This window comes from Sporosarcina sp. E16_3, assembly GCF_017347125.1.
Classification (GTDB): Bacteria; Bacillota; Bacilli; order Bacillales_A; family Planococcaceae; genus Sporosarcina.
Window position 1 is genome coordinate 110,534 of sequence record NZ_JADPRX010000002.1, and the last position, 24,625, is coordinate 135,158.

General features: G+C 36.8%; 21 protein-coding genes. 3 read left to right on the forward strand and 18 right to left on the reverse strand.

Annotated elements, in window-relative coordinates; genetic code table 11:
• Window positions 1–377: 377 nt before the first annotated feature.
• The gene (locus I2483_RS03010; protein WP_207173877.1) at window positions 378–1,316 is read left to right on the forward strand and encodes a Gfo/Idh/MocA family protein; all 939 of its coding nucleotides are present in this window, start codon (window positions 378–380) and stop codon (window positions 1,314–1,316) included.
• 215 nt (window positions 1,317–1,531) lie between these two features.
• On the opposite strand, the gene I2483_RS03015 is transcribed toward I2483_RS03010, so the two are convergent.
• The 3 genes from I2483_RS03015 to I2483_RS03025 all read right to left on the reverse strand — a co-directional run bounded on the left by I2483_RS03015 (window position 1,532) and on the right by I2483_RS03025 (window position 5,366).
• Window positions 1,532–2,398 (reverse strand): sugar phosphate isomerase/epimerase family protein, encoded by an 867-nt coding sequence (locus I2483_RS03015; RefSeq protein ID WP_207173878.1) that lies wholly within the window; start codon window positions 2,396–2,398, stop codon window positions 1,532–1,534.
• Between the two features lie 673 nt (window positions 2,399–3,071).
• Window positions 3,072–4,040, reverse strand: a complete 969-nt coding sequence (locus I2483_RS03020; protein ID WP_207173879.1) for a sugar phosphate isomerase/epimerase family protein — start codon at window positions 4,038–4,040, stop codon at window positions 3,072–3,074.
• 240 nt (window positions 4,041–4,280) lie between these two features.
• Complete coding sequence (locus I2483_RS03025; protein ID WP_207173880.1) at window positions 4,281–5,366, reverse strand: Gfo/Idh/MocA family protein; 1,086 nt, start codon at window positions 5,364–5,366, stop codon at window positions 4,281–4,283.
• 241 nt (window positions 5,367–5,607) lie between these two features.
• Between I2483_RS03025 and I2483_RS03030 the strand changes: the two genes are divergently transcribed.
• Entirely contained in the window at window positions 5,608–6,591 is a 984-nt protein-coding gene (locus I2483_RS03030) for a LacI family DNA-binding transcriptional regulator (RefSeq protein ID WP_207173881.1), read from the forward strand.
• Window positions 6,592–6,654: 63 nt separating this feature from the next.
• Here I2483_RS03030 and I2483_RS03035 read toward each other — a convergent pair whose 3' ends face one another.
• The 15 genes from I2483_RS03035 to I2483_RS03105 all read right to left on the reverse strand — a co-directional run bounded on the left by I2483_RS03035 (window position 6,655) and on the right by I2483_RS03105 (window position 22,766).
• Window positions 6,655–7,413, reverse strand: coding sequence for a sugar phosphate isomerase/epimerase family protein (locus tag I2483_RS03035; protein ID WP_207173882.1), 759 nt, complete (start codon window positions 7,411–7,413; stop codon window positions 6,655–6,657).
• 318 nt (window positions 7,414–7,731) lie between these two features.
• Window positions 7,732–8,784: a Gfo/Idh/MocA family protein gene (locus tag I2483_RS03040; protein WP_207173883.1), complete on the reverse strand. Its 1,053-nt coding sequence runs from the start codon at window positions 8,782–8,784 to the stop codon at window positions 7,732–7,734.
• Window positions 8,785–9,058: 274 nt separating this feature from the next.
• A complete protein-coding gene (locus I2483_RS03045; protein ID WP_207173884.1) occupies window positions 9,059–10,042 on the reverse strand; it encodes a Gfo/Idh/MocA family protein in 984 nt (327 codons plus the stop codon).
• A 100-nt stretch (window positions 10,043–10,142) separates the two neighbouring features.
• Entirely contained in the window at window positions 10,143–11,225 is a 1,083-nt protein-coding gene (locus I2483_RS03050; protein ID WP_207173885.1) for a Gfo/Idh/MocA family protein, read from the reverse strand.
• Between the two features lie 416 nt (window positions 11,226–11,641).
• Window positions 11,642–12,520, reverse strand: coding sequence for an ROK family protein (locus tag I2483_RS03055; RefSeq protein ID WP_207173886.1), 879 nt, complete (start codon window positions 12,518–12,520; stop codon window positions 11,642–11,644).
• Between the two features lie 269 nt (window positions 12,521–12,789).
• Window positions 12,790–13,776 carry an SGNH/GDSL hydrolase family protein gene (locus I2483_RS03060; RefSeq protein WP_207173887.1) on the reverse strand — a complete coding sequence of 329 codons (987 nt, stop codon included), beginning with the start codon at window positions 13,774–13,776 and terminating at the stop codon, window positions 12,790–12,792.
• Window positions 13,777–13,809: 33 nt separating this feature from the next.
• Complete coding sequence (locus I2483_RS03065; RefSeq protein WP_207173888.1) at window positions 13,810–14,715, reverse strand: dihydrodipicolinate synthase family protein; 906 nt, start codon at window positions 14,713–14,715, stop codon at window positions 13,810–13,812.
• A gap of 221 nt (window positions 14,716–14,936) precedes the next feature.
• On the reverse strand, window positions 14,937–15,362 hold the full coding sequence (locus I2483_RS03070; protein WP_207173889.1) for an RbsD/FucU family protein: 426 nt from the start codon (window positions 15,360–15,362) through the stop codon (window positions 14,937–14,939).
• 19 nt (window positions 15,363–15,381) lie between these two features.
• Complete coding sequence (locus tag I2483_RS03075; RefSeq protein ID WP_207173890.1) at window positions 15,382–16,275, reverse strand: fumarylacetoacetate hydrolase family protein; 894 nt, start codon at window positions 16,273–16,275, stop codon at window positions 15,382–15,384.
• A gap of 106 nt (window positions 16,276–16,381) precedes the next feature.
• Window positions 16,382–17,155: an SDR family NAD(P)-dependent oxidoreductase gene (locus tag I2483_RS03080; protein WP_207173891.1), complete on the reverse strand. Its 774-nt coding sequence runs from the start codon at window positions 17,153–17,155 to the stop codon at window positions 16,382–16,384.
• The gene (locus I2483_RS03085) at window positions 17,152–17,967 is read right to left on the reverse strand and encodes an SDR family NAD(P)-dependent oxidoreductase (RefSeq protein ID WP_207173892.1); all 816 of its coding nucleotides are present in this window, start codon (window positions 17,965–17,967) and stop codon (window positions 17,152–17,154) included. The genes I2483_RS03080 and I2483_RS03085 overlap by 4 nt, the downstream gene beginning before the upstream one ends.
• A gap of 44 nt (window positions 17,968–18,011) precedes the next feature.
• On the reverse strand, window positions 18,012–19,172 hold the full coding sequence (locus tag I2483_RS03090; RefSeq protein ID WP_207173893.1) for a UxaA family hydrolase: 1,161 nt from the start codon (window positions 19,170–19,172) through the stop codon (window positions 18,012–18,014).
• Window positions 19,159–19,497 carry a UxaA family hydrolase gene (locus tag I2483_RS03095; protein WP_207173894.1) on the reverse strand — a complete coding sequence of 113 codons (339 nt, stop codon included), beginning with the start codon at window positions 19,495–19,497 and terminating at the stop codon, window positions 19,159–19,161. Before I2483_RS03095 ends, I2483_RS03090 begins: the two co-directional genes overlap by 14 nt.
• 354 nt (window positions 19,498–19,851) lie before the next feature.
• Complete coding sequence (locus I2483_RS03100) at window positions 19,852–20,724, reverse strand: sugar phosphate isomerase/epimerase family protein (protein ID WP_207173895.1); 873 nt, start codon at window positions 20,722–20,724, stop codon at window positions 19,852–19,854.
• 47 nt (window positions 20,725–20,771) lie between these two features.
• Window positions 20,772–22,766 (reverse strand): alpha-amylase family protein, encoded by a 1,995-nt coding sequence (locus tag I2483_RS03105; RefSeq protein ID WP_207173896.1) that lies wholly within the window; start codon window positions 22,764–22,766, stop codon window positions 20,772–20,774.
• 623 nt (window positions 22,767–23,389) lie between these two features.
• On the opposite strand from I2483_RS03105, the gene I2483_RS03110 reads away from it, so the two are divergent.
• The gene (locus I2483_RS03110) at window positions 23,390–24,412 is read left to right on the forward strand and encodes a LacI family DNA-binding transcriptional regulator (protein WP_207173897.1); all 1,023 of its coding nucleotides are present in this window, start codon (window positions 23,390–23,392) and stop codon (window positions 24,410–24,412) included.
• Window positions 24,413–24,625: the final 213 nt, after the last annotated feature.

Genomic DNA, 24,625 nt, shown 5'->3' on the forward strand with positions numbered 1-24,625 from the left:
GTGAGTACCCTAGCAATCTTGTTGTCGCGGTTACCATACATTTACAAATAATAATAAACCTATTGTTATTCACTAATGTAAAACCGATGAAATGACTGCACTTTCTATGACCAATCATTCATACTTCATTTTATGTGGCCATTTCGATGAAACAATCCATACTCATCATGTTACAATTAATAAGGGCTTGAATTAGTTGGCGTCTGCCCTGAATCGCAAGCCTTTTCTGTTTCCTTGCATCATGAAGCTTCTCAAACGTTGAATCTAATTGCTTCTGAAGCATACAAAAGCAGACATTTTTTTCATTTTATGTAGAGTGAAAAGTATTTACGGGTGGCTAGAAACAAAATAATTGATAAATAAAAGGGGTTATTACTATGAAGTTTGGTATTATCGGAACGAATTGGATTACAGATAGATTTATTAAGGCCGCAAAAGAGCATCCAGAATTCAGTATCGGGGCAATTTTTTCAAGGAACGAGGAAACGGGTAGAGCATTTGCAGATAAATATGAAGTGAAAAGTATTTATACGGATATGTCAGAAATGTTTCAAAGCGGAGATATTGAGGCTGTCTATATTGCATCACCAAATGCATTCCATGCGGAACAAAGTATTTTAGCCATGAAAAATGGCATCCATGTTCTATGTGAAAAACCTGCGGTAACCTCTCTAAATGAAATGGACCTGGTAATTAAAGCATCTGCAGAATATCAAATAACCTTTATGGAAGCTATGAAATCTACGGTTACACCTACATTTCTCAGCTTGAAAAAAAACCTAGATAAAATTGGGTCACTTCGACGTATCGTATTCCATTTTAATCAATACTCTTCACGTTATGATAAATACAAGGAAGGTATTATTGAAAATGCTTTTAAACCAGAATTAGGGAATGGTGCAAAAGCAGACTTAGGTGTTTACTGTATCGCACCTATTATCCATCTTGTCGGCGAACCGAAATCGGTGCTCAAAAATACTTATATACTATCCACTGGTGCTGATGGACAAGGAAGTATGATCCTAAATTACGATGAATTCGAAGCAGTTATTATGTATTCTAAAATTTCAGATTCACATTTACCTAATGAAATACAAGGTGAAAATGGTGTCATTGAAATTGATAAAATTAGTGATCCAAAACAAATTAGTATTAAATATAATAATGGTCAAGTCGAGGATATTTCTGTAACGCATAAATATGATTCGATGTACTATGAAGTTGAAGAGTTTATTAATTGCGTGAAAAATAAGCAGGTAGAATCTGCAATTAATACGCATGAAATCTCCAGGAATGTCATAAAACTCCTAGTCTAAATTAAATAATCAACACGATTACTCTTGGTGCAACTAGGGTTTTAAGCATTATGAAATTAAAAAATAGTAATTACACGTAATATAGTTAATCTTCAATCAGACTATTACGCACAGTAAGAACCCCACTTCTCGTGTCCTTGAAGTGGGGTTCTTACTGCCGATTAATCCGGAAGAATCTTTTGATTATCTATTACTAGTCTCCTTACCGATTCCCTTTAAGCTTCATCCCATAGTCGTCGAACATTATCCATGCCAATCTTCGAAGCTTGTTTGCATTCTTCCATTCCTTCAAACTCCACTGATATATAACCATTAAAACCAGATTCTTTAATTACTTTAATAATCTCTCTCATGTTAATATCACCGTGACCAACAATCGTACCCCTGATAAAGTTACCTGCAGTCGTATGCATCCAACCCACCCCTGGATTAAGATGTGATGGTCGATAGAAAAAATCTTTAAAATGAACTACAGAAGCATATGCGATGTTATTCTTAACAGCTGCTACTGGGTCTTCATCTACACATAAAAAATTACCTACATCTAGTGTTGTTTTAAAGTTTGGACGGTCTACATGATTAATTAATGACTGTACCCTATCACTAGCTTGAATATAATAGCCATGATTTTCAACACTTGTTGTTATCCCATATTTATCAGCATAATCTGCAATCTCTCTACAAGCCGCTGCCAACTTAGGTAGGTCAAATTCAAATTGTTTGATTGTTGTTTCAGAAGTAGGACGTGATGCTACATCATGACGCATGAACTTTACACCGAGGCGGTTGGCAATATCCACTTCTTTTTTTACACGGACAATTTCCGTTTGAAAATCCTCTTCAGACTTCGTAATAAAGTTAGCACCAATTGCGTAATTTGAAATTTCAATCCCGACCTCACTTGCTTTTTGCCGAATTTCATCTATTAACTCAGGATTTTCATCAAAATTGAATCCAAGATTTGGAACTAGCTCAATATGTTCTCCACCTTGATCTGCCACCCACTGGATTGCCTCTATGATAGTGATTTCTTTACTATTTAACGCTCCAAATAAACTATACGAACTTAAGCCAAGTTTCATGATACATGTCTCCTTTTCTAGGTTTTTATTTCACTCTAAGCACATGAACAAGAATAATATGTATTAAATTAAATTATCCCATTAAATTCGCATATGTACTAGTTTCAGGACTTCAGGCGCACCTTTTAAGACGCCTATGCACAGTTAGTACACCGTATTCAATAATTTAACATACATAGTTAATTAATTTAATTTAATCATTTAATAAAACAAATAGAAAAAAAGCAATTGCATCTATTCACACTATACTTGAAATTAATTAGAAAAGCGCTATTTCTTAGTAGGCATTTGTAATACACGTGAGAATTATGAATTATGAAGTTTCAACTCTCTATGATCTGCGTGACTTGCACCTGCTGATGCTCCGAGCGACTGACGCCCGGAGTATAATCCCTGTTCCATGTTAAAAAACTATGCTACCGCAGTTGTTGATATTAAGTTGATCTTCAATCAGAGTGGGTTCTTCATACCTCACTGATTGTTTAAAAAACTTAGGATAAAGAACACCACGTCCTGTGGCAAAGCCTACGTAACCTACAGGTAGGAATGAACTGCAATTCCTCCGCGTTAGCCCTAACATTCTGGCGGTTGACCCCCACTTATTCTTCTTGTGTCCTTAAAGACTTGAAGGGGGGTCTTACTGCCCGTTAATGCGGGATAAATACTGCATCACTTATGCCCACCACATACCAGTAGGCTGATCGATAATTAATACTGACTTCAAGTTCTTCACTGCGCGTAAAAAACCTTCATCAATCGACATTAATGGATCCTCATGTTCAATACTTACAACATGGTCATAACCATATGTGCGTAAAGCACTCATCATATCTGACCATTCCTGGATACTATGCCCACACCCTACAGAGCGGAATGTCCAAGCACGTGTTTGCACATTTCCGTAAGGCTGCATATCTGTTAGACCATACATATTCACATTTTCCTGATCAATAAATGTATCCTTTGCATGGAAATGATGAATTGCATTTTCTCTACCTAAAATCTTAATCGCTCCAACAGGATCTATCCCCTGCCACCATAAATGACTAGGATCCAAGTTTGCACCAATAGCAGGAGAGGTTAATTCCCTTAACTTTAACAGCGTGTGTGGTGTATGAACTAAAAATCCACCATGCAGTTCTAGGCCAATCTTAACATTACTTTCCGTTGCAAGTTGACCAATTTCTTTCCAGTAGGGTACAAGTTTTTCTTCCCATTGCCATGTTAGGATATCGCTATATTCCGTTGGCCATGGAGTTACTGGCCAATTTGGATATTTTGCCTCTTCATGGTCACCAGGTGTTCCAGAAAATGCATTAACTACTGGTACATTCAATAGACTTGCGAGTTTAATCGTCTTTCTCAGCGTTTCATCAGAAGTTCTTGCAAACTCTACTTCCGGTGTAATTGGGTTACCATGGCAACTAAATGCGCTAATTGTTAAACCACGTGAGTGGACTTGATCGAGATAGTTTTTTCTTTTTTCCTCACTTGCTAGTAGTTCGTCTAAATTACAGTGGGCATTCCCTGGATATCCCCCAGTACCAATCTCCACCGCTTGCAATCCTGCCGATTGGACATGATCCAGCATTTCTTCAAATGTCTTCTCTGAAAATAGTACGGTAAATACACCTAGTTTCATAATTAATATCCCTCCAATTTTATATTATTATTTTCAGTTCACTTTAAAGTGAACAATGGTGTAAACGATTACATTAATCTTAATAGTAATTCAATTACTTGTCAACATATGCCTTAGATTCTCAGCTCAAATACATAAAAAAATAGACTACTAATATCCTTTTACTAATTGGTTACTAGCAATCTATTTCCCTTCAAGCTCTTACCTATTTTCATACAGAGAATTGGTCATGAACCAAGCTTAAATTATTGGAATATGAATATCTACTTCTTTCCCTATTTCTGAAGATCGAAATATTCCATCAAGGATTGCTTGGTTGTATAGGATTTCTTCACCTGGAATAGGTGCAGGTTTACCTTCTTTAACTGCGACAACAAAGTCTCGTACTTTTGCATCGAATATATTAATACCATGATTTTGTATAGGAATCGCTGTTTCAGTATGCTGGCCATCGATATCATGGAACATATTAATTGATTCAAGGCCCCCATCCCATGCCCCGCTCCATGGACCACTACCTGATACTGTTAGCTTTAACCCGGCATCTTTCCCAAGGAATAATGTGGGTCCAAGCGTATCCATATGCATAGCCCATGAAATTTTAAAGTTTAAAATTATTCCGCCTTCCAAACGAATCATGGCAACACCAAAATCTTCTACCTCAAACTTATCTGCTTGCGGATGATATTTAGGATTTGTACCAAAATGATTTGACGTATATGCCGAGACTGTTAACGGCTTCGGATGACCTAATGCATTTAGTGCTAAATCAAGCGAATAGGTTCCAATATCAACCATTGCTCCCGCACCTGCCAAAGCTTTATTGATAAATGTTCCGTCTGGCATGCCGCGGCGACGGCCACCCCCTACTTCTACATAGTAGACATCTCCGAGTTGTCCCGATTTAACAATATTTGTTACTGTTTGCATATTAAGGTCATATCGTGGTTGAAAACCAACAGTAAGTATTTTCCCCGTTTGTTTTGCTACTTGAACCATTTCAATTCCTTGATCAAGTGTTACTGATAAGGGCTTTTCAACCAAGACGTTTTTTCCCGCTTGTAATGCATCGATACTAGTTATATGATGTGCGATATTAGGTGTACAAATACTTACACCATCAATATCCAATTCCAGCATCTGTTTATGGTCCTCAAACGCCTGTGCACCCTTTATCCCAAATTTATTAATAAACTCTTGCGCTTTGCCTGGAACAACATCGGTTACCGCTACAATCTGAACATCATCCATCGCTAGATATGCATTTGCATGGCTGCCCGCAATTCCACCACTACCAATAATTCCGATTTTAACTATCTTTGTCATCAGTTACTCCCCCAAATATACAACTAGATTCAAATCCTAAACGAAAATAATTTATAAATATCATCGTCGAATCTAGTTTACTTTACCTATATTTTATTGTCCAGCGGAAAATTCAGTTCTATTGTAATTTTTGCATTTATTTAAAACATTAATTATTACAATCCCACTCCCTTTATGCTATACTTTGCTTAATCTAATGTAATCGTTTACTTAAATAACAAATATGAAATGAGGTGATTCTATGCCGACCATTCAAGAAGTCGCCAAAAAAGCAGGTGTTTCTGTTGCCACCGTTTCAAGGGTAATCAATAACCCAGCTATCGTTACGGAAAAGACTAGACTGAAGGTAGAGCAAGTCATAACTAATTTGAATTATGAACCTAGTGTACTTGGTCGAAACTTACGAACATCTGAAAGCAGATTACTTCTCGCACTCATCCCAAGTATTTCGAACCCTTTTTATACCGAGATTATTAATGGTATTGAAGATATTGCAATTGAACAAGGGTATAATATCCTTCTATGTGCAACTGATTCCAATTCGAATAGAGAAGATATCTACTTTAATCTACTTAAGAGTAAGTTAGCAGATGGAATCATTTCAATGGATCCGACAGTGAATCGAACTAAATTACTTGAGCTTGCTAGTAAATATCCCGTAATCCAGTGTAGTGAATATGATGAAGATGGCAATATTTCATATGTAACGATTAATAATGAATTAGCTGCTTATCATGCAGTTAGACATTTAATTAAAATTGGTCATACTAAAATAGCTCTCATTAATTCACATAAGAAATACTTGTATGCACGTGAACGTCGACAGGGATTTGAGAAAGCTTTACAGGAATTTAATTTGCCGATTAATTCGGATTGGATTTACAATACCGATAGCTTAGGTTTCGAACAAGGACAGCAAGCAATGCGCCATCTTTTAACGCTTTCTGACAGACCAACAGCTGTTTTTGCTGTATCCGATATACTTGCTATTGGCGCACTTAAGGAAATCAATATAAACGGATTGCATGTCCCAAATGATATCGCCATCATTGGATTCGATAAAATCAGTTTCTCTAATATGACCCATCCAACATTAACAACGATTTCACAACCAGGATATAAAATGGGGTCTACATCTGCAACAATGCTAATTAATAAAATTAGAGGTAAAGAAGTAACTAGTGTGATTTTAGATCATGAATTAGTTATTCGTGAATCTACATAATTCGAGAATAATATAAAAACGGCTGTAAAAGTAGTAGTATACTTTCACAACCGTTTTTCGTATTTATGATTGTTCAATAACTCTTTTTAACTCTGTTGCGTTTTTAGCTGCACTAACTACCGGGTCACCTGTAAAGTCTTCCTGTTCAACAATAAACCAGTCAACTTGATGTTCTTTACCTGCTTTTATCAATTGAGGTATATCAAGCGTCCCAGTCCCTATTTCAGTCGATACAGGATTACCATCCACAAGCTTTAGATCTTTAATATGTAACGAAACACAACGATCCGCGTATTTTTCAATAATACCAACTGGACTGAACCCAGCATCTGCGGCCCAAAAACAATCTAGCTCCATTTTAACTAGCTGAGGATCAGTATTCTCATATAATAGTTCAAAACCAGATTTACCATTGAACAAATCGAATTCAAATGCATGATTATGATAGCCAAATGAAAAACCTGCTTTAGCTAATTTCTCCCCTACATTATTAAACAATTCAGCAGTCCGCTTATAATCATCTTCCGTAGTACGCATGCTTTCCGGCAAATATGGACAAATTAGTAAGCGATTATCTATCGTATCATGGTAACTTAGTAATTTGTCAAAGTCATCTTTAACTTCCTCTATTTGTATATGCGCTCCTGCGGCCTTAATTCCTACTTCGTCCATTTTCACCTTAACCTCAGTAGCGGTATGGTCAAAAAAGCCTGCAAATTGTGCACCTTCATAACCCATATTAGCAACCTTCTCAAGTACACCGAGAAAATCCTCTTTAGCCGCATCTTTTATAGAATATAATTGTAACCCTAACTTACCCATCACTATTTCCTCCTTTAATTCAAAATCTATTCATGGTGTTTATCTACAAAACGGTAGTATAGTTTAAAAGCCATCCCATAAGTACATTACTTTTTAGACTTGTTACCCTAACTGACCAAAGGAACATTTTCCCTATTAATAGGATATTATGGATGCAAATACATCAACATTAGCAATAACAAAAATGTATCTACCTTGAATTAGTAGTAAAACCTTAGTAATTTAGCCTATAACCCCATCACTTTCATTTTTCAAAATGAATCATTACCTTCATTTTAATATGTAGGTAATGATTCTATTCTAATAGAACTATAGTGGTTATAGATACACTTCTTTACCTATTTTTGCTGATTCATAAATTGCATTTAGCATTTTCATCACCTCAACACCATCAGCAATAGGTGCGATTGTTTCACTGCCTGTTTGACAGCATTCAACAAAATGATTAATTTCATTTGCAAATGTTTTTGCAAATTCAAAACCTGAATTATCAACTTGAGGTGTCACATTCAAAATTGTATTATTTTTCTCCAAAATAAGTGCTAATGCAGGCTCAAGTTCAGCCCCACCTTTATCACCATATAATTTAACAGTTGTTTCATCACCTTTTGCGTGAAGAGTAAAACTAACATCAACATAAAGGGATGCCCCATTTTCAAAACGAATTAAAGCATTTGTTAAATCTTCTACATCATTTAACGTTGGGTCATAGTCGGCAGCTTGATATGCCGAAAGGTGTTGAACATTGCTACGATTCCCCAACTTATGATATGAATTCCCACTTGCTGAAACAGGACGTGGTTTACCCATTAAATACCACATGATATCTATGACATGAACTCCTAGATCAATCAAAGGCCCACCACCAGATTTAGTTTGATCACTAAACCAACCACCTGGATTTCCTAGTCGTCTCAAATAAGACGCTTTTGCATAATATATTTCACCAAGTTCACCACTATCGATAAACTCCTTGATGATATTTGCATTATCTGCATGTCTTCTCACAAAACCTACTTGGGCCACTTTCCCCGACTTCTCAGCTGCAGCTTCTACAGCAAGTGCTTCCTTGACAGTCATACTTAATGGTTTTTCAACTAGGACGTGCTTTCCAGCATCAAGTGCTGCTACAGCAATTTCGGAGTGCGAGTTATTCCAAGTGCAAATACTAACTGCATCAATATCTGGATTATTTAACAATTCCTGATAATTAGTATATAACTGACTTACACCGTATAACTGTCCTTTTTCTATTAAGCGCTCTTCATGAATATCACAAAGTGCGACTAATTCTACATCCTTATTTTTCAAATAGGGTGTAATATGCATCTCCGAAATTGATCCCACACCAATAACGCCAACCTTTAACATTTCATCTACTCCCTTTTTTTATAAATTTTACTGTGCACTATCGTTCTATTTCAGTTGTTATATACTACTATTAAATAGGCGGGCACATTAAATTAAATTGAGTATTCCGGCTAAAAATCGACATTTATCCACCTAAAAATTGAAGGGAGAGTTGACAGGCAAGATTTTATAAACTAGGTTTATAATTACTTTTGCTTATCAAACTCTCCAACTGCAACATACTATAATTTCGGTTCAATAAGAGAACCTATAAAAGAATATTCATTAAACTATCTTACAACTCAATCCGACGTCCCTCATTATGAGACTTCACTGCTGCCTCATTAATTAGTGTTAAATTGATGACATCTTCTTTTGTAATTGTTGGAGTTGCCCCTGTTTTAATTTCATTAACCCACTGCACCATTGGCGTAGGTAATGCAGGCAAAACTTCTGTCAACACTTCTGACTTCACATTTTCACTATTGATTTGAATTTTATCATCACTAATGAGTAATGTACCCTCAGTTCCATACACTTCAAGCTGGAAAGGACTGCCGTTAGAAACAAAACTTGTCTCAATAATACCAAGAGCACCTGACTCATAGTCTACTAATAATGCAGAATTATCGTCTACAGTAGTACTGCTTTCTTTATGGAGACGTGCGTAAACACCCACTGCTTTTCCTGCTAAGCGATTCGTTAAATAGATTGGGTGAGCTCCAAGATCGATCATCGCTCCTCCACCAGCTTGTTCCTTATCGTAAAAACGCGCTGGCAACCATCCATACTCTTGCCCTTCAGGTGCAACACCACCGCTATGAGCGAAACGGCAACGCACCATGGTTACTTTTCCAACCCAACCTTCGTTGATTGACTTTTCAGCATACAGGAAGTTATTATCTGTTAATCTTGGTAACGATACCATTAACTTGACCCCTGCATCTTCAATCGCTGCATAAATCTCTTCACTATCCTTAACCGTAAATGCTAATACTTTTTCAGTGAAAATATGTTTTTTATGTTTTGCTGCTGCAATGATAACTTCTTTGTGCATACTTGTCGGTGTATTCACGATGACTGCATCAATATTCGGATTAGATAAGACAGCCTCTAAGTTTTGTTCATATGGCACATTTAACTCTTTTGCCCATATTTCTCCTCGGTCGACTTCTTCATCCCAGACAAGTTCAATCGATAAGTTTTCATTTTCTTTAATATCACGTGCATAGTCATCTGCATGGACATGCCATCTACTTAATACAGCCACTTTAATCATATATATCACTCACTCTTTCATTTTTTATTTAGTGGCTATATTTTATCATAGCCTATATAACCATATATTCTTTTTTCATAATACTTAATTCAGATACATATTAATCAAAATAAACGGCTTTACCAGTTTTAGCAGACTCATAGATTGCTTCTAGTATTTGTGTTACAACAAGAGCTTGTTCTGGTTTAACAGTTGGTTCTGTGTCATTAATAATACTTTCAATCCATAAACGCGCTTCAAGATCAGCATCAGTTTCTGATGTTCCATCGTAAAATGCAACACCACCAGCGCCTAATTCTATTTTAGTTGTATATAGATTACCCATGTCTTCTCCGTTGATTCGCAGACCATTCTTCATATCTGCCCCACCCTTAGAGCCGCTTAGTGAACATTTAGCTTCATCAACATCTAGCGAGTTTAATGCCCAGCTAGATTCCAAGATAATTGTTGCACCGTTTTGCATTGTTATAAAACCAAATGCAGAGTCTTCAACTTTGAACTCTTTTGGATCCCAAGGACCCCATGCATTAGCTGCATTTTCATTTTTACCCAAAACGTGGTAAATATTGCCCATAACAGATTTCGGCTTATAGTTATCCATCATCCATAATGTTAAGTCAAGTGCATGTGTCCCGATATCAATAAGTGGACCGCCACCTTGCTTCTCTTCATCGAGGAAAACTCCCCAAGTTGGAACAGCACGTCTTCGAATCGCATGTGCTTTCGCAAAGTATATTTCTCCTAAGTCACCGCGACTTGCGACTTTTTGTAAATGCTGGCTATCTGACCTAAAACGATTGTTATAGCCAATTGTAAGCTTTTTACCAGTTCTCTCAGCTACTTCAAGCATTTGGCGAGCCTCTTCAGATGTTTTCGCCATCGGTTTTTCACATAGTACATGTTTCCCAGCTTCCATTGAAGCTATTGAAATTTCTGCATGAGATATATTTGGCGTTAAAACATGAATAACATCAATTGACGCATCTTTCAATAATTCCTTATAATCTTTATAAACCATAGCACTATCAGTTCCGTATTGCTTAGCTGTTTTTTCAGCCTTTTCTACCTCTATATCACAAAATGCAACAAGCTCTACATTTTTTAATTTACTTAGACTAGGTAGATGTTTACCGTGTGCAATTCCTCCACAACCAATAATACCTATTTTTAATTTTTTACTCATCTTTTATTTCCTCCTCAAGTTACAATCATTTTTTTAAAAATAAATTCTTCTGTTTAGTTAGGTGAATTAGTTCTAACTCCCGAAACGCAAATGTAATGGATTACATTTGGGCTTAAATTATCGTGATAAATTAGTCGACAATACCAAACGTTGATATTCCCCTAGATTCCCCATTAATAATTTCGTTTCAACTAACCTAAAAAGCCATTTTCTAATTCTAATGATAACGATTACAAATTGATTGAAATACAGATTGATTAAAAAAGTATTTTTTCAATACTAACTTATCTGCAATTTCATTTTACCTTAAATAAATTCATTGTCAACTAGAAATGTCGAGAGTATGACTGTTGTTTCTTTATCACTTAAAATAACTAAGCAAGTTAAAAACTTCCTGGTTTCAGCTATGTCTTTTTTTACAAATGTAGTGATGCTGCGCCTAGTAATCCAGCTTTATTTCCAAGGGAAGCCTTCACTATTTCTACGTTTCCAAAACTTTCTATAATTAATTCTTTTACTTTAGTTGTTACCAAAGCCACTAATCTATCTTGTTCCATCACGCCACCACCTATAATAATTGCAGGAGGATTAAAGATATGTGTTAGTGAAACTAGTCCATAAGCTACTTCAAGCACCCATTCATTAAGAACCTTTTCGAGTAGTACATCACCTTGTTCAAGGCCTTCAAATATCTGTCTTCCGTTCATATATTTATTATTGAGCTCTTTTGCTTTTTTCACAAGGGCCGTAGTAGATCCATACATCTCGTAACAACCTAGACATCCACAATTACACTTCCTACCTTCAGGATGCAAAATTAGATGCCCAAATTCTCCTGCTCCACCATTAAGACCTTTAAAAACAGTGGAATCAATTACAATAGCCCCACCTACACCCGTACCATACGTTAAACATAAGAAATCTTTGAATTTCTTACCAGCACCAAAATGTTTTTCCCCTAAAGCAGCCGAATTTACATCATTCTCCACTTTCACTGGGACTCCAAATCTATCTTCAATAATAGCTTTTACTTTCATCCCCGTATAATTCGGAAAGTTTTCATTCGCAAAAATGATAGATCCTTCTTCACTATTTACTTGACTTGCCGTACTAATACCAATGGCATCAAATCCTGAATAGGACCCTGCAATTTTCTGCATTAGATTTTCTATTAAATGAGGTCCGCCCTTTCCAGCTTCAGTATCAAATTCTCTAAACTCTGAAGTATTCCCTTTTTCATCCGCCAAGCACATCTTAATAGCTGTTCCACCAATATCTACTGCTACTATTTTCATATGATCCATCCTCACATTCCTTATTTTATTGCTTCTACAAACCTTTTTGTTATATTCATCAGTCTTGTTATGGCTGTTCCAATAAATGCGGAATCAGCCATTTCCCTCAAGATATACCAACCATGCATTGGTTCTTCAGGAGATTTCTTACAACAACCATGAGTTCATGTTTTATTTTCGAAAAAAGTTTTGCTATGGTTTTTATTTAAACAAATCAACTTACTTACCCAGTTATCTCAGGTGATTTTCAACAGGTACTTTTTCATTTTTCACTCAAAATAACCCTTAAATTCTTTTGCAAAGTTTTGTCCCATCATCTCATACCCTTCTGCATTCGGATGCAGGTGGTCCGGTAATAACCCTATATGCTCCTCGCTCAAAATCTCTAGCCCACACACATAAAATATATGATTATCGCCGTTTTCATTGAATATCTCAACAATTTCTTTTATTAGTTTTCTCATTTCAATGAGATTAAAACCAACTAGATTTGGAGTTTCTTCTCTAAATGCTCCATAAATAGGAGAATTCAAAACGATTGGAACAGTCGGATGCTTTTCTCTAATGATTTTTATAAATCCAATGATAACCGCTTGAAATGTCCGTTCGTTGTAACAGTTTGCTCCATATGTATTTATTCCCGCACAGAGGGAAATAAAGTCAACAGGAGTATCCCTAATCGTTCTTGCTATCATAGGGTCATATTGGCATTGTCCACTATATCCAAGGCAAATTAAGTCCAAACCCAACTCATCAGCGGTAATAGCTGGCCATGTTTTTGATGGGCTTTCCGCTGCGTGGCATTGCGTGATAGAACTCCCATAGGCAAGCCACTTTTTCTTTAGAGATGCACTGGTGTTCCAATGTGCGTTTTTAGTAATAGCAACTTTTTTTAACGCAACTTTTTGTTGTTGTGATAAATAAATTTCAACAAGTTTGTAGCTAGCAACAAGACCATCCACTTTAAAAGATGTTTCATTAGGGCTAACAATTACATTTTTAACTAATACCTTATCAATTACAATATCGAATTCCAATTCAGCTTCAGATGCCTTAAATTCTACTAGTAGTGTAGGTGAATTTGTTTCAAATGTAATTCGAACACCTGCAGGTACTTCAAGTATGCCGTTAAGGAGATTTGGTGTGTAAAAGTCTTTTTCCTCATGAAAAATTCTCCAAGGTATTATATATTCTCCACTCTTTTCAAGTGAAATTGCACCTAGCACTGTTTGGGAATTCAATACAATTGTGTTCAATTGTCCACCGCCTTTATTCCATCAGATTTGTATTCAATATTTTAATATTGCTTTATCAATCCTATTTTTTATTCCTTCAATTTTTCCTAAGTCATTTCCAGATACCGGCTCCAATGGGCCCCTAACACTACCTATGTTTAGGCCTCTTAGTTTATAAATCTCTTTAATAACGGAATACATTGAACCATTCAATGAGCATAATTCAATAATGATATCATTAATATCACGTTGGATCTTTCTAGCTTCCGTGAAATTACCTGTCGATACAAACTCTTCCGCTTTCAAGAACAGCTCTGGCATCACACCATATGTACCGCCAATCCCACTATCCGCACCAATTAACCTTCCAGATACAAATTGTTCATCTGGACCATTAAATACAATAAAATCATCATGAGTTGCCGCTTTGAATCTTTCGATATCCATGACTGGCATTGATGAATTTTTCACCCCAATTAACTTATTGTTCTTCAACAATTTCGAAAGTAAATTTATTGAAAGACTATAGCCTGTCGTTTGTGGTATGTTGTAAGTAATAAATGGCAAGTCTGTCGAATTCATAATTTCCGTCCAATACTTTTCAATTGCACTCTCGGGAAGTTGGAAGTAAATAGGCGGCACAGCAGACAACGCATCATATCCTAGTTCCGCCGCATATTTCGCTAATTCTACGCTTTCCTTTGTTGATGGTGCTCCGACATGGGCAATTAAAGTAAGTTTTCCCTTCAGATTGTTAGAAACGCATTTCAATGTGGCCTTTCTTTCCTTCAAACTTTGATAAATACACTCTCCTGAACTCCCGCCCACGTATAGACCTTGAACTCCTTTTTCATAGAGATGGTTAGCTAACTTCCTAATTCTCTCTGGTGATATTTCCCCTGTTTCATCATAACAAGCATAGAATGCAGGAATAATTCCTTTATACTTATCTAGTAACATATACTTTACGCCACCCAATAGTTTTTTTGAAACCATTTCCAGATTGATTATACCGTCAATTCTGTCTACTGTAAAATCTTTTAACGGTTTGGTTTATTATTAGCGACGAACTCCGCTGAAGAACCGCTATCTCACTAAAACAAGATATCGGTACCTTTGAGCATAGCCATTTATTTGCAGCACAAATACAACAGCAACTGCCATGATTCGATGACTTTGAGTTAGATAATACCTTTTTTCAAGATAATATTTCCATAAAGAGCTTGTTCACTAGTTGCAACTACTGCATAAGCATTTTTTGTACGCTCATAAAAATCAAATCGCTCGATATAACCAATTGGAACTGAATTCGTACACTGATCATTGATTATTTTTTCATATTCCCCCCATATAACAGGTTCTACTGGGTCTCCAGGTACTACAGCCATACATACAACTGGCTGTTCCACGTACGTATCAAGGGGGAGGAACTTTAATATCGCGGTTAGTAATTCTGGTATTCCATGCCCATCACATCGAATAAGACGTTCCGCATGGCTTGCAGACGGGAAATTCCCATCCCCCAATACTAGTTCATCACCATGTCCCATTTCCATTAATATCTTTATTAAGTCCGGAGAAATAATAGAAGGAATTCCTTTTAGCATAGCTGGTCAACTCGTTTCTTTAGTTTTCCGCTACAAATCGGTTTGTTAGCGTACCTAATTTCTCGACTTCTATAGTTACTTCATCACCTGGTTTAAGATACACTTGCTGCTCTTTTGGAAGACCTAGCACAACTCCTTCAGGTGTCCCTGTCAAAATAATATCGCCAGGTTCTAATGTCATATAATCAGAAATATAACTAACAATCTCAGCACAAGTAAAAATCATATCTGAAGTATTTGAGTTTTGTCTCAACTCTCCATTTACATACGTTTTTAGTGATAGATTGTTAGGGTTTCCAACCTCGTCCGCCGTTACAAGATAAGGACCGACCGGGCTGAATTTATCACATGTTTTCCCTAATAGCCATTGTGGTGTCCTCATTTGCAAATCACGTGCAGAAAGATCATTTACTGCACAATAACCAAATACATGATCAAGTGCGTCTTCTTTTTTTACATACTTTGCTTTTTTACCAATAACTATACCCAATTCCACTTCATAATCAAGTTCTTCAGTCACTCTTGGAATTGGAATTTCACTATTATGTCCCGTTAATGTATTATCAAATTTATTAAACAAAATCGGAACTACTGGATATGGTGCATTTGTTTCATCTGCATGTTTACGATAATTCAAACCCACACAAATAATTTTATGAGGTTTAGTCACAGCTGGTCCCCAAGTAATTTTTTCCGAGTTAATAAAGGTAGCTTTACCGTCTACTATCGAAGCATCAATAAAGGCTTGAAGCTTGGATACTTCTGCTGTCGAAGCTGAAATAACAGCCATAATCTCTGTCTGGATATCAACATTTCCTACCTTGTCTGCAGTAGCTGCAACATCGATTATCCCTTGCTCTATTTGCACACCTAATTTATATATCCCACGCTCTTCAAATGTTAATAGTTTCATACTAATAACTCCCTCTCTTATAATTCCCCTGACTATTAATCAACTATTATAAGTTGAACATAAGAATCTTAATCTCAACATATATAGTGCGCTTGAATTTTTCTAATCATGCATTTTTCCCAAACACGACCCCACCGTCAATATAAAGCGGTGATCCCATCATGAATTTCGACTCATCAGATGCTAAAAATAGTGCTGCATCCGCAACATCTTCCGGTTTTCCTAATTCACCACTTAACTGCCTTGTTTTTATACTATTAATCGCTTCTTGCGGATCACTATAAGCTGTTTTCAAATAATTTTCAACAAAAGGTGTAAAGATAGTTCCGGGAAGTAATGCGTTGACTCGAATATTATAAGGCGCGTAATCTACTTGCATGGCTTTCGTTAGAGAAAGAATCGCTCCCTTTGTTGCGGAGTACAATGCCCGCTTCGCTAACCCCATTTCAGCTGCGCAGGATGACATATTAATGATACAACCACTCTTGCGCTCCATCATATGAGGGACAATATATTTAGACGGTAAATATATCCCTTTCACATTCACACTCATGACCTTGTCCCAGACGTCAGGCTCTACTTCATCCAAGCGTCCAACATTGCTTATTCCAACATTATTAAATAAAATATCAATTTGCTTAAACTTCTGAATTATATATTCTGTCAAGGCTTGTACGGATTCAGGATTTGTCACATCCGCAAGAAAAAATGATGCATGGCCGCCATTATCTTTTATATCTGCAACCGTTTTTTCTCCATTTTCCTCGGATACATCATTAACAATTACATGAGCGCCTTCTTTTGCAAAGCGAAGCGCAGTAGCTCTTCCTATACCACTGCCCGCCCCAGTAATTAATGCGATTTTACCTTCTAGTCTCATATGCTTAACTCCCATTCTGCAGACATATGATCTTCCGGTTGTGCTGCTTTTACTGTTAGCCCGCCATCCACCATCAATAGATGACCGTTAACTTGCATTGCCTCATCGGATGCTAAAAAGACAACTGCATCAGCAACTTGCTTTTCAGTTCCCAGTCTCTTCATTGGATTTGCTTGAATTTCTTTTTCAAGAATCGCTTCATCTTGTAAATAATCATGGCACATGTCAGTAGCAACCGTACTTGGTCCTACTGCATTGACATTAATATTATACTTTCCAAGCTCAATCGCTAACGCTTTTGTCAAATGACTCGCAGCCGCTTTAGATGAAATATAATGTGGTATGACAGGACTAGTAACGAGTACGCTAGCAGTTGACGTGATATTGATAATCTTGCCATAGCGTTTTTCAATCATTTTTTTAGCTGCACGCTGAGTTGTTAAAAAGATAGATTTAACATTCGTTTCATATGTTCGATCCCAGTTCTCTTCAGACAGGCTCATAAATGGTTCGAATGGTGCTATTCCAGCATTATTAACAAGAATGTCAATGGATCCGAGCGTTTTTTCGATATCATCAATCATTGCATCTACTTCTTGCTTTATGCCGACATTGGCTTTTACAACCATTGCCTGTACCTGGTAAGTTTCTTCTATATAACTCTTTAATTTTTCTGCTTTTCCGAGTGAGCTCGGAGAAGTATAATTAATGGCAACATATGCCCCTTCTTCCGCGAGTCTATTGACAATAGCAGCACCGATTCCCCTGCTACCTCCAGTGACTAGTGCCACTCTTTTTTCAAGTCTATTCAACACAACTCCCCCTACTATTCCCTACATGATTTTTTTCGAAAAACTTACAAACTAATGCCGATTCTGCTAATACTAAATTCCTCGTGCCCTAAGACCTCAGCCTTTGTTTGCTCACCATTCGCTACCTCCATAACAAATTGGTAGATTTCTTCACCAGATTGTTCCAGTGTCTTCTTACCTGACAACACTTCGCTTGTATCAATATCCATATTATCAGCCATTCGTTTAGCCATTACTTCGTTACCTGTAATTTTTATGACTGGTACAATTGGATTGCCTGTAGGCGTTCCTCTTCCCGTTGTAAAACACACGATATGAACCCCGGCTGCAGCCATACCTGTTACACACTCAATATCATTTCCTGGAGAATCCATAAAATAATACCCTGTTCCAGGAATATCATCAGCAAAATCAATCACGCCTTGTAATGGAGCAGTACCGGCTTTACTAATACAGCCTAGTGATTTTTCTTCAATTGTGGATAATCCACCTTCAATATTACCCGGACTTGGATTACCACCACGCATATCCACGCCCATCCGTTCAATTTCATCTTCAAACTGCCCTACACAACGGTATAACTTGTCCTTAACATCTTGACTCACCGCTTTAGCCGCTACTAAATGTTCCGCCCCAATAATCTCTGTAGTTTCACCCATCACAATCGTTCCACCTTCATGTAGAAGGAGGTCCGCCGCTTTACCGAGTGCTGGATTACTACACAAGCCGGAAGTAAAATCAGAACCGCCGCACTTCACACCAACAATCAGTTCAGACATAGGAATATCCACAACAGGCGTTTGCTCAATAATTCCCATTAGCTTTTGTGCTTCTTCTATCCCTTTTTGAATCGTTTTAACAGAACCACCTTCTGTTTGAATATCAATCCAAATCACCGGTTTCCCTGTTGTCTCAATTTCTGCTTTTACATCTTTTGCATTAATTACTTCACAGCCCAGGCTGACAATAAGAACTGCTCCCACGTTGGGGTTTTTACCCATTCCAACCAATACTTTATGAGTTCTATCTTTATCTGATCCGACCTGGCTACAGCCATGTTGATGCGGAATAGCAACCGTTCCTGAAACTTGTTGTTGGATTCTTGAACACACTTGGTTTGCACATACTACTGTCGGAAGGATTAATAAATGATTCCGAACTCCGATTTTCCCGTTGTCTCTGCGATACCCTTTAAATGTTTGCATGTTCTGACTCCTGTCTTTTTTTATCTCCACGCCCTCTGATACCTTCAATATTATGAACATGAACATGTTCACCGATCGCTATCTCTTCAGTGGAAGCACCAATTACTTCTCCATATTTGAACACTTCTTCATGTGGTTGAATAACTGCAATCGCAACCTTATGTCCAAAGTTTACATCCTGATTTAAGGTTACTTGAAATGCCTGCCCTAGTTTTGAATACGTTAATGTTTCACCTTTTTTAAAATCCTTTAAGAGAGTCGCAACATTATCTTTCTCATCCATTACTATACTCGTTATTCCTTCTTCGTAAGTCTGTTCAACCATTATCTTTTCTCCTTTTTTATTGTCAAGTTCCCTTAACAATAGAGTAGTAGTTACCGATAACATAATGATAACAAAACATTGATTGATCTGTCAATTTCAAAAAAACGCATAAGTTTGAAAGACTGAAGTAATAGGACTGCAATTCCTCAAAAAAAGTGTGGCTAGACATGACGGAGTCACTTCTAGCCACACATAGCACTTGGTAAATGTGTCGTGATTATTTAGCCGAAAGCGAACCGAAAATGCTCCAGTGAAAATGAATTTTTCCAAACCTACATACCTGTATATTTTGCAATTAAATACTTAACAAACAGACGTGTAAATTCCCTCAAGTTTTAACGATAGAACCAGTACTTATACTTCTTCCCACAGCCTTCTTACATTATCCATTCCGATTTTCGAACCAAGCTTACACTCTTCCATACCTTCAAATTCAATAGTGAAATAGCCATCATATCCAGAGTCTTTTATAAGTTTCATGATTTCGCGAATATTGATATCACCTTGTCCTACAATTGCACCACGTAGATAGTTTTCATTCACGCTACGGAACCAGTCACCACCACCTGGATTTTCATAATAAGGTCGAATATAGAAGTCTTTAAAATGAATAGTAGCTGCATATGGAAGGTTCTTTCTAACGCCAACTAACGGATCTTCATCAATGCATAAGAAATTCCCTACATCTAACGTTGTTTTGAAGTTTTCCCGGTTAACTGCATGAATGACACTTTGAACTCGATCACTAGATTGAACATTGAAACCATGGTTTTCTATTGTCGTCGTGATTCCAAATTGCGCTGCGTAATCTGCTAATAATTGACTTCCTCTTACCATTTTTGAAAAATGCTCATTAAAATAGTGGATGTTCTTTTCTTCCGGCTTTAATGTGAACGCCGTGACATCATGGCGCATAATTTTAATGCCCATTCTATTTACAATATCAACATGCGCTTTTAAACGTTCAACTTCTTCTAAAAAGGTTTCTTCTGTTTCCTGAACAAAATCGGCTGGCAATGAGTATGCCGATAATTCAATTCCTACTAAAGCAGCTTTTTCTCTAATTTGATCTGCTAATTCTTCGTTACCTAAGACAGTGTAGCCATATGGCACTAGCTCCAGATGTTCTCCACCATTATCCTTGACCCATTGAATCACATCTAAGATTGTCATCTTCTCGTCCCTAAGCTCTCTAACCAAACTATAACTACTTATTCCCAATTTCATGTTTTCTTCCCCCCAATAATTTTGTGCTAACAGTTTTTCACAAAAAGTCACTCTACAAGCATCATGTAATGTCCTTCTATTTTATCGGCAACAACCGTTAAATAGCCATTCTCTAGACGGAAGTCTAGCTCTTTTAGTGCAGGGATTATTTTCACGGAATTCACGTTTTTATCCCCTATGAAAATTTCGAATTCAATATCATGAAGCGGAATAATATCTTCAATCGTATAAATATCGGCTGAACGTTTCTCAGTAATATAATGGAGAGCATGTACGACTGTCGCATTTGAATCTTCTTTTTCATTTAACGATGTCAATAATGTTGATGGACCATTATGAGAAATCAGCTTTTGATCCAGTAGATTTTCAAGGGCATCTTTCATCATCGATTTACACCATGCAGGGCTATTTTTTCTGTAAAGACCAAAGATAGGGTGCGAGAAGTAAATCACATGCTGATTTTTCGTCACTGCAGGATGGCCAAATTCTTTCGATGAAGGCGCATGTTGATGAGAACAGAAAGTCTCTCCTTCTCGGTTGAAGTAAGGTTGCACTGTTTGCATTAACACTTCTGATTCTAGCGCTTTAATTTCAGTTCCTTTGACATACATGACATATTCTTCTTTGTAAAGCTCTTTACCAATCACATCATTCGGCATCACGAAATCTCGATCGAAGTACGAATCGCCTACATATTCATTGCCGTATAGCTTGCTCACTTTAGCATCTTTGTCGATGAGTGATTCAAATGTGCCGATTACTTTTCCACCACGCTCCGTATACTCTTGGAGTTTTTGCTCCAATTGCGAAGAGAAATTGATGACATCTGGCAAAATGATGAGTCTATATTTATCAAAGTTCATTTGACTATCAACAATATCAAACTGAAAAGACAGTTCCTGTAACATTCTCACCGCACCAATTAAGGATGGATGGATACTTGGATTTTTTTCTCCAGGAATATAAAATTCTTCAGGTGTTAAGACACCGATTTCCGATACAGATTTTGTATCCATACAGTATTGTTCTACAGCCTTTACCTTCCCATAAACATGACCAATTAACTCATAGGCTGCTTTTGACAATTGGCCATTCGGATGAAGTTGATCGCCAATGGAGCAAGCCGCGCCCAGTGCAAGCATATTAAAGCACTCAAACTCTAGAGCTGCTTTGTTTTTCAAAGAATGGAAGTCTCCCCAGTATGTATGGAATTTCCCAGTCATACCGATGATGTCTTTGCCCAAGTTTCGAGAATATCTCATTGTTGCGGGGAAATGGTCATAGCCCCATCCACCACTTGGTAAAGATTCCAATTCTAAGTGCGTGAAACTTTCTAAGCTCTTTTTATTCGTCGGTCCAATGTGAGAACTATTATAGAAAATACGAGCATGTGGGACTCTTTCTTTAATAAACGGACTGATTTCCGCTCTGAATTCATCCAACATAATCGTTGAATATGTTATTCTCTCGCGTCTACTTGTCGTATCCAAGCCCTTTTCCTTCATTTCTTTAAAACAATTATCACAATGACAATCCACTTTAAATAAAATATCTAGGAACAGCCCTTCGATACGGTCACTCCCCACCACATCAATCAAATCTTCTAAATGCTCTTTAAGATAGTCTCGATAACCGCTATTTAAACAAATTGTATAATAAAAATGTGGAGCAGGTACGCCTTGACTATTAATAAATTCCCCATTTTCATCAATCGCTAACCACTCAGGATGATTGTTCATAATATAAGCATCCCATTGCACAGTTGTATAAATAGGAACCTTAATATCATTTTTGCGGCACACATCGATTTGTTCCAACAGCAGATTGTGATTGTCAAGATTAGGATGGATGAGATCAGGTCTACTTTTTGATGGATAATAGAGCCATCCGTGATGACATCTTGCAAAACAAGTAATTGAATCTACACTTGCTTCTTTTAAGATCCCCGCAAACTCCTCCGCTACAAAATCACTGCCTACATGTGGGATGTACTCACTCGTATGAAAATCTAAATGCACTTGTCTATAACGTAATTCACTCAATCTATAAACCTCCATTAATGTATCTTTTTACTTATTCTCAAACTTCTCATAGTAATACTAAAATCGTTATGACTAACGGTGGCTTTTTATGTGGAAACTCCATGAACATGAGTCAATACCAAATAATATCACCTCTATTAATTTACTAATGGCGTCAATAGATACCGGTAACACAATATTAACAACGTCACAACTATCTGTCAACTTGAGTCTTAAGAATATTTAGACGAGATGAATTTCATGCAAGTCAGTAGACTCGCCCTACGTTAGATTAGTTATCGTATGGAACCTCTTGTTCTATTTTGATAATCTAATAAGATCCTACTTCTTGAGAATTATAATGGAACGAACTATTCGAAAAGAACGGTCAAATTTAATTATGAAAAAGATAAATGAGCATTTACAATAAATTTATGTTATAACAATAATAGATTCTATTGCCGTTTTTACATCCCTTTGCACTGGTTGCTAATTATCTTTAGCTAAACATGCTAAGTTCTGGAGTGAATACGAAGTTGTCCCGAATGAATAGCTACTCTAAGAATAAAACTTAATACACCAACTAGATTGACAAAAAAAGGTGCGTATCCTTGAAATGCCAATAGTAATAAGGAGGAGAAAGATTGGTTACTATTTACGATATAGCTAAAGAAGCTAATGTATCCGCAATGACAGTTTCAAGAGTAATTAATAACGCTGTAAACGTTAGTGAAAATACAAGGCGAAAAGTCGAGTTAGTCATTGAAAAGTTGAATTATGTACCTAACAGTTCTGCTAGAAGTCTCGTTTCGAAAAAATCAAAAATATTATCGCTGATGGTTACAGATATTTCAAACCCCTTCTTTACAAGCGTTGCTCGGGGTGCTGAAGACAAAGCTATGCAGATGGGTTATCAGCTTATGCTTTGTAATAGCGATGAGAATGTCGATAAGGAGTCAAAATATATCGATATGCTTATTTCTACTAGAATAGACGGTGCGCTTATTGCACCTGCAAAAGATTCTTCTATAAAGAGCATTCTTAAACTCAGTAAATTTAATATTCCCGTTGTATTAATTGACCGTCACATTAAAGAACTAGAGTGTGATCAAGTCCTTAGTGATAATGAAACGACCACCCGGAAATTAATAGAACATTTAATCATACAAGGCCATGAGAAAATTGCAATCATCAATGGTCCTTTGGATATTGCAACTGCGCGTGAACGTCATAAAGCATATTGCGATACCCTCAGATCACATGGGCTTGAAATAAACAATAACCTAATTCAACAAAGTCACTTTTTTCAAGACAGCGATTTTTCTGATATAATAGATCAAATGTTTAAGTTACCAGTGAGCGAACAACCTACTGCTATTTTTTCCACTAGTAACTTTATCGGTATTAATACCGTTAAATCATTAAGAAAACACAATATTAAAGTTCCTGAAGATGTCGCCGTCGTTTGTTACGATGGAGTGCCCAATTATACGGAAAGCGAACCTTTTCTTACTGCTGCTGAACAACCCGCTTATAACTTTGGCTACATTGGAACTCAACTATTAATCGAACGGATTGAAAATACTGCTCCAGCAACACCTAGAAAAATCGTATTACCTTCAGAACTCCATATAAGAGCTTCATCGCTTCATAATCCTATAGATTAGTAGACCAAGATAAAATCCCTCTTGAACAATGAGGGATTTTACTTTTTGCTTCAGCATCGTTGATCAGATTATCACACTGGATGATAACTTCACCAATATGCACTTCTTTCTGGAAGTGGATATTGATCCTTTATCAATCGGTGAACGAGCGTATCTAGTTATTGTAGCTTTACTGCAGTATATTCCGGATCAAAGAAACAGTTGCAATGCCCA

Excerpts from the sequence above, each read along its gene's own strand:
- I2483_RS03050 (WP_207173885.1), bottom strand. The coding sequence starts at position 11,225 with ATGAGTAAAAAATTAAAAATAGGTATTATTGGTTGTGGAGGAATTGCA.
- I2483_RS03015 (WP_207173878.1), bottom strand. The coding sequence starts at position 2,398 with ATGAAACTTGGCTTAAGTTCGTATAGTTTATTTGGAGCGTTAAATAGT.
- I2483_RS03100 (WP_207173895.1), bottom strand. The coding sequence starts at position 20,724 with ATGAAATTGGGAATAAGTAGTTATAGTTTGGTTAGAGAGCTTAGGGAC.
- I2483_RS03035 (WP_207173882.1), bottom strand. The coding sequence starts at position 7,413 with ATGGGTAAGTTAGGGTTACAATTATATTCTATAAAAGATGCGGCTAAA.
- I2483_RS03070 (WP_207173889.1), bottom strand. The coding sequence starts at position 15,362 with ATGCTAAAAGGAATTCCTTCTATTATTTCTCCGGACTTAATAAAGATA.
- I2483_RS03065 (WP_207173888.1), bottom strand. The coding sequence starts at position 14,715 with ATGTTACTAGATAAGTATAAAGGAATTATTCCTGCATTCTATGCTTGT.
- I2483_RS03095 (WP_207173894.1), bottom strand. The coding sequence starts at position 19,497 with ATGGTTGAACAGACTTACGAAGAAGGAATAACGAGTATAGTAATGGAT.
- I2483_RS03010 (WP_207173877.1), top strand. The coding sequence starts at position 378 with ATGAAGTTTGGTATTATCGGAACGAATTGGATTACAGATAGATTTATT.
- I2483_RS03080 (WP_207173891.1), bottom strand. The coding sequence starts at position 17,155 with ATGAGACTAGAAGGTAAAATCGCATTAATTACTGGGGCGGGCAGTGGT.
- I2483_RS03055 (WP_207173886.1), bottom strand. The coding sequence starts at position 12,520 with ATGAAAATAGTAGCAGTAGATATTGGTGGAACAGCTATTAAGATGTGC.
- I2483_RS03090 (WP_207173893.1), bottom strand. The coding sequence starts at position 19,172 with ATGCAAACATTTAAAGGGTATCGCAGAGACAACGGGAAAATCGGAGTT.
- I2483_RS03025 (WP_207173880.1), bottom strand. The coding sequence starts at position 5,366 with ATGACAAAGATAGTTAAAATCGGAATTATTGGTAGTGGTGGAATTGCG.
- I2483_RS03075 (WP_207173890.1), bottom strand. The coding sequence starts at position 16,275 with ATGAAACTATTAACATTTGAAGAGCGTGGGATATATAAATTAGGTGTG.
- I2483_RS03040 (WP_207173883.1), bottom strand. The coding sequence starts at position 8,784 with ATGTTAAAGGTTGGCGTTATTGGTGTGGGATCAATTTCGGAGATGCAT.
- I2483_RS03030 (WP_207173881.1), top strand. The coding sequence starts at position 5,608 with ATGCCGACCATTCAAGAAGTCGCCAAAAAAGCAGGTGTTTCTGTTGCC.
- I2483_RS03020 (WP_207173879.1), bottom strand. The coding sequence starts at position 4,040 with ATGAAACTAGGTGTATTTACCGTACTATTTTCAGAGAAGACATTTGAA.
- I2483_RS03045 (WP_207173884.1), bottom strand. The coding sequence starts at position 10,042 with ATGATTAAAGTGGCTGTATTAAGTAGATGGCATGTCCATGCAGATGAC.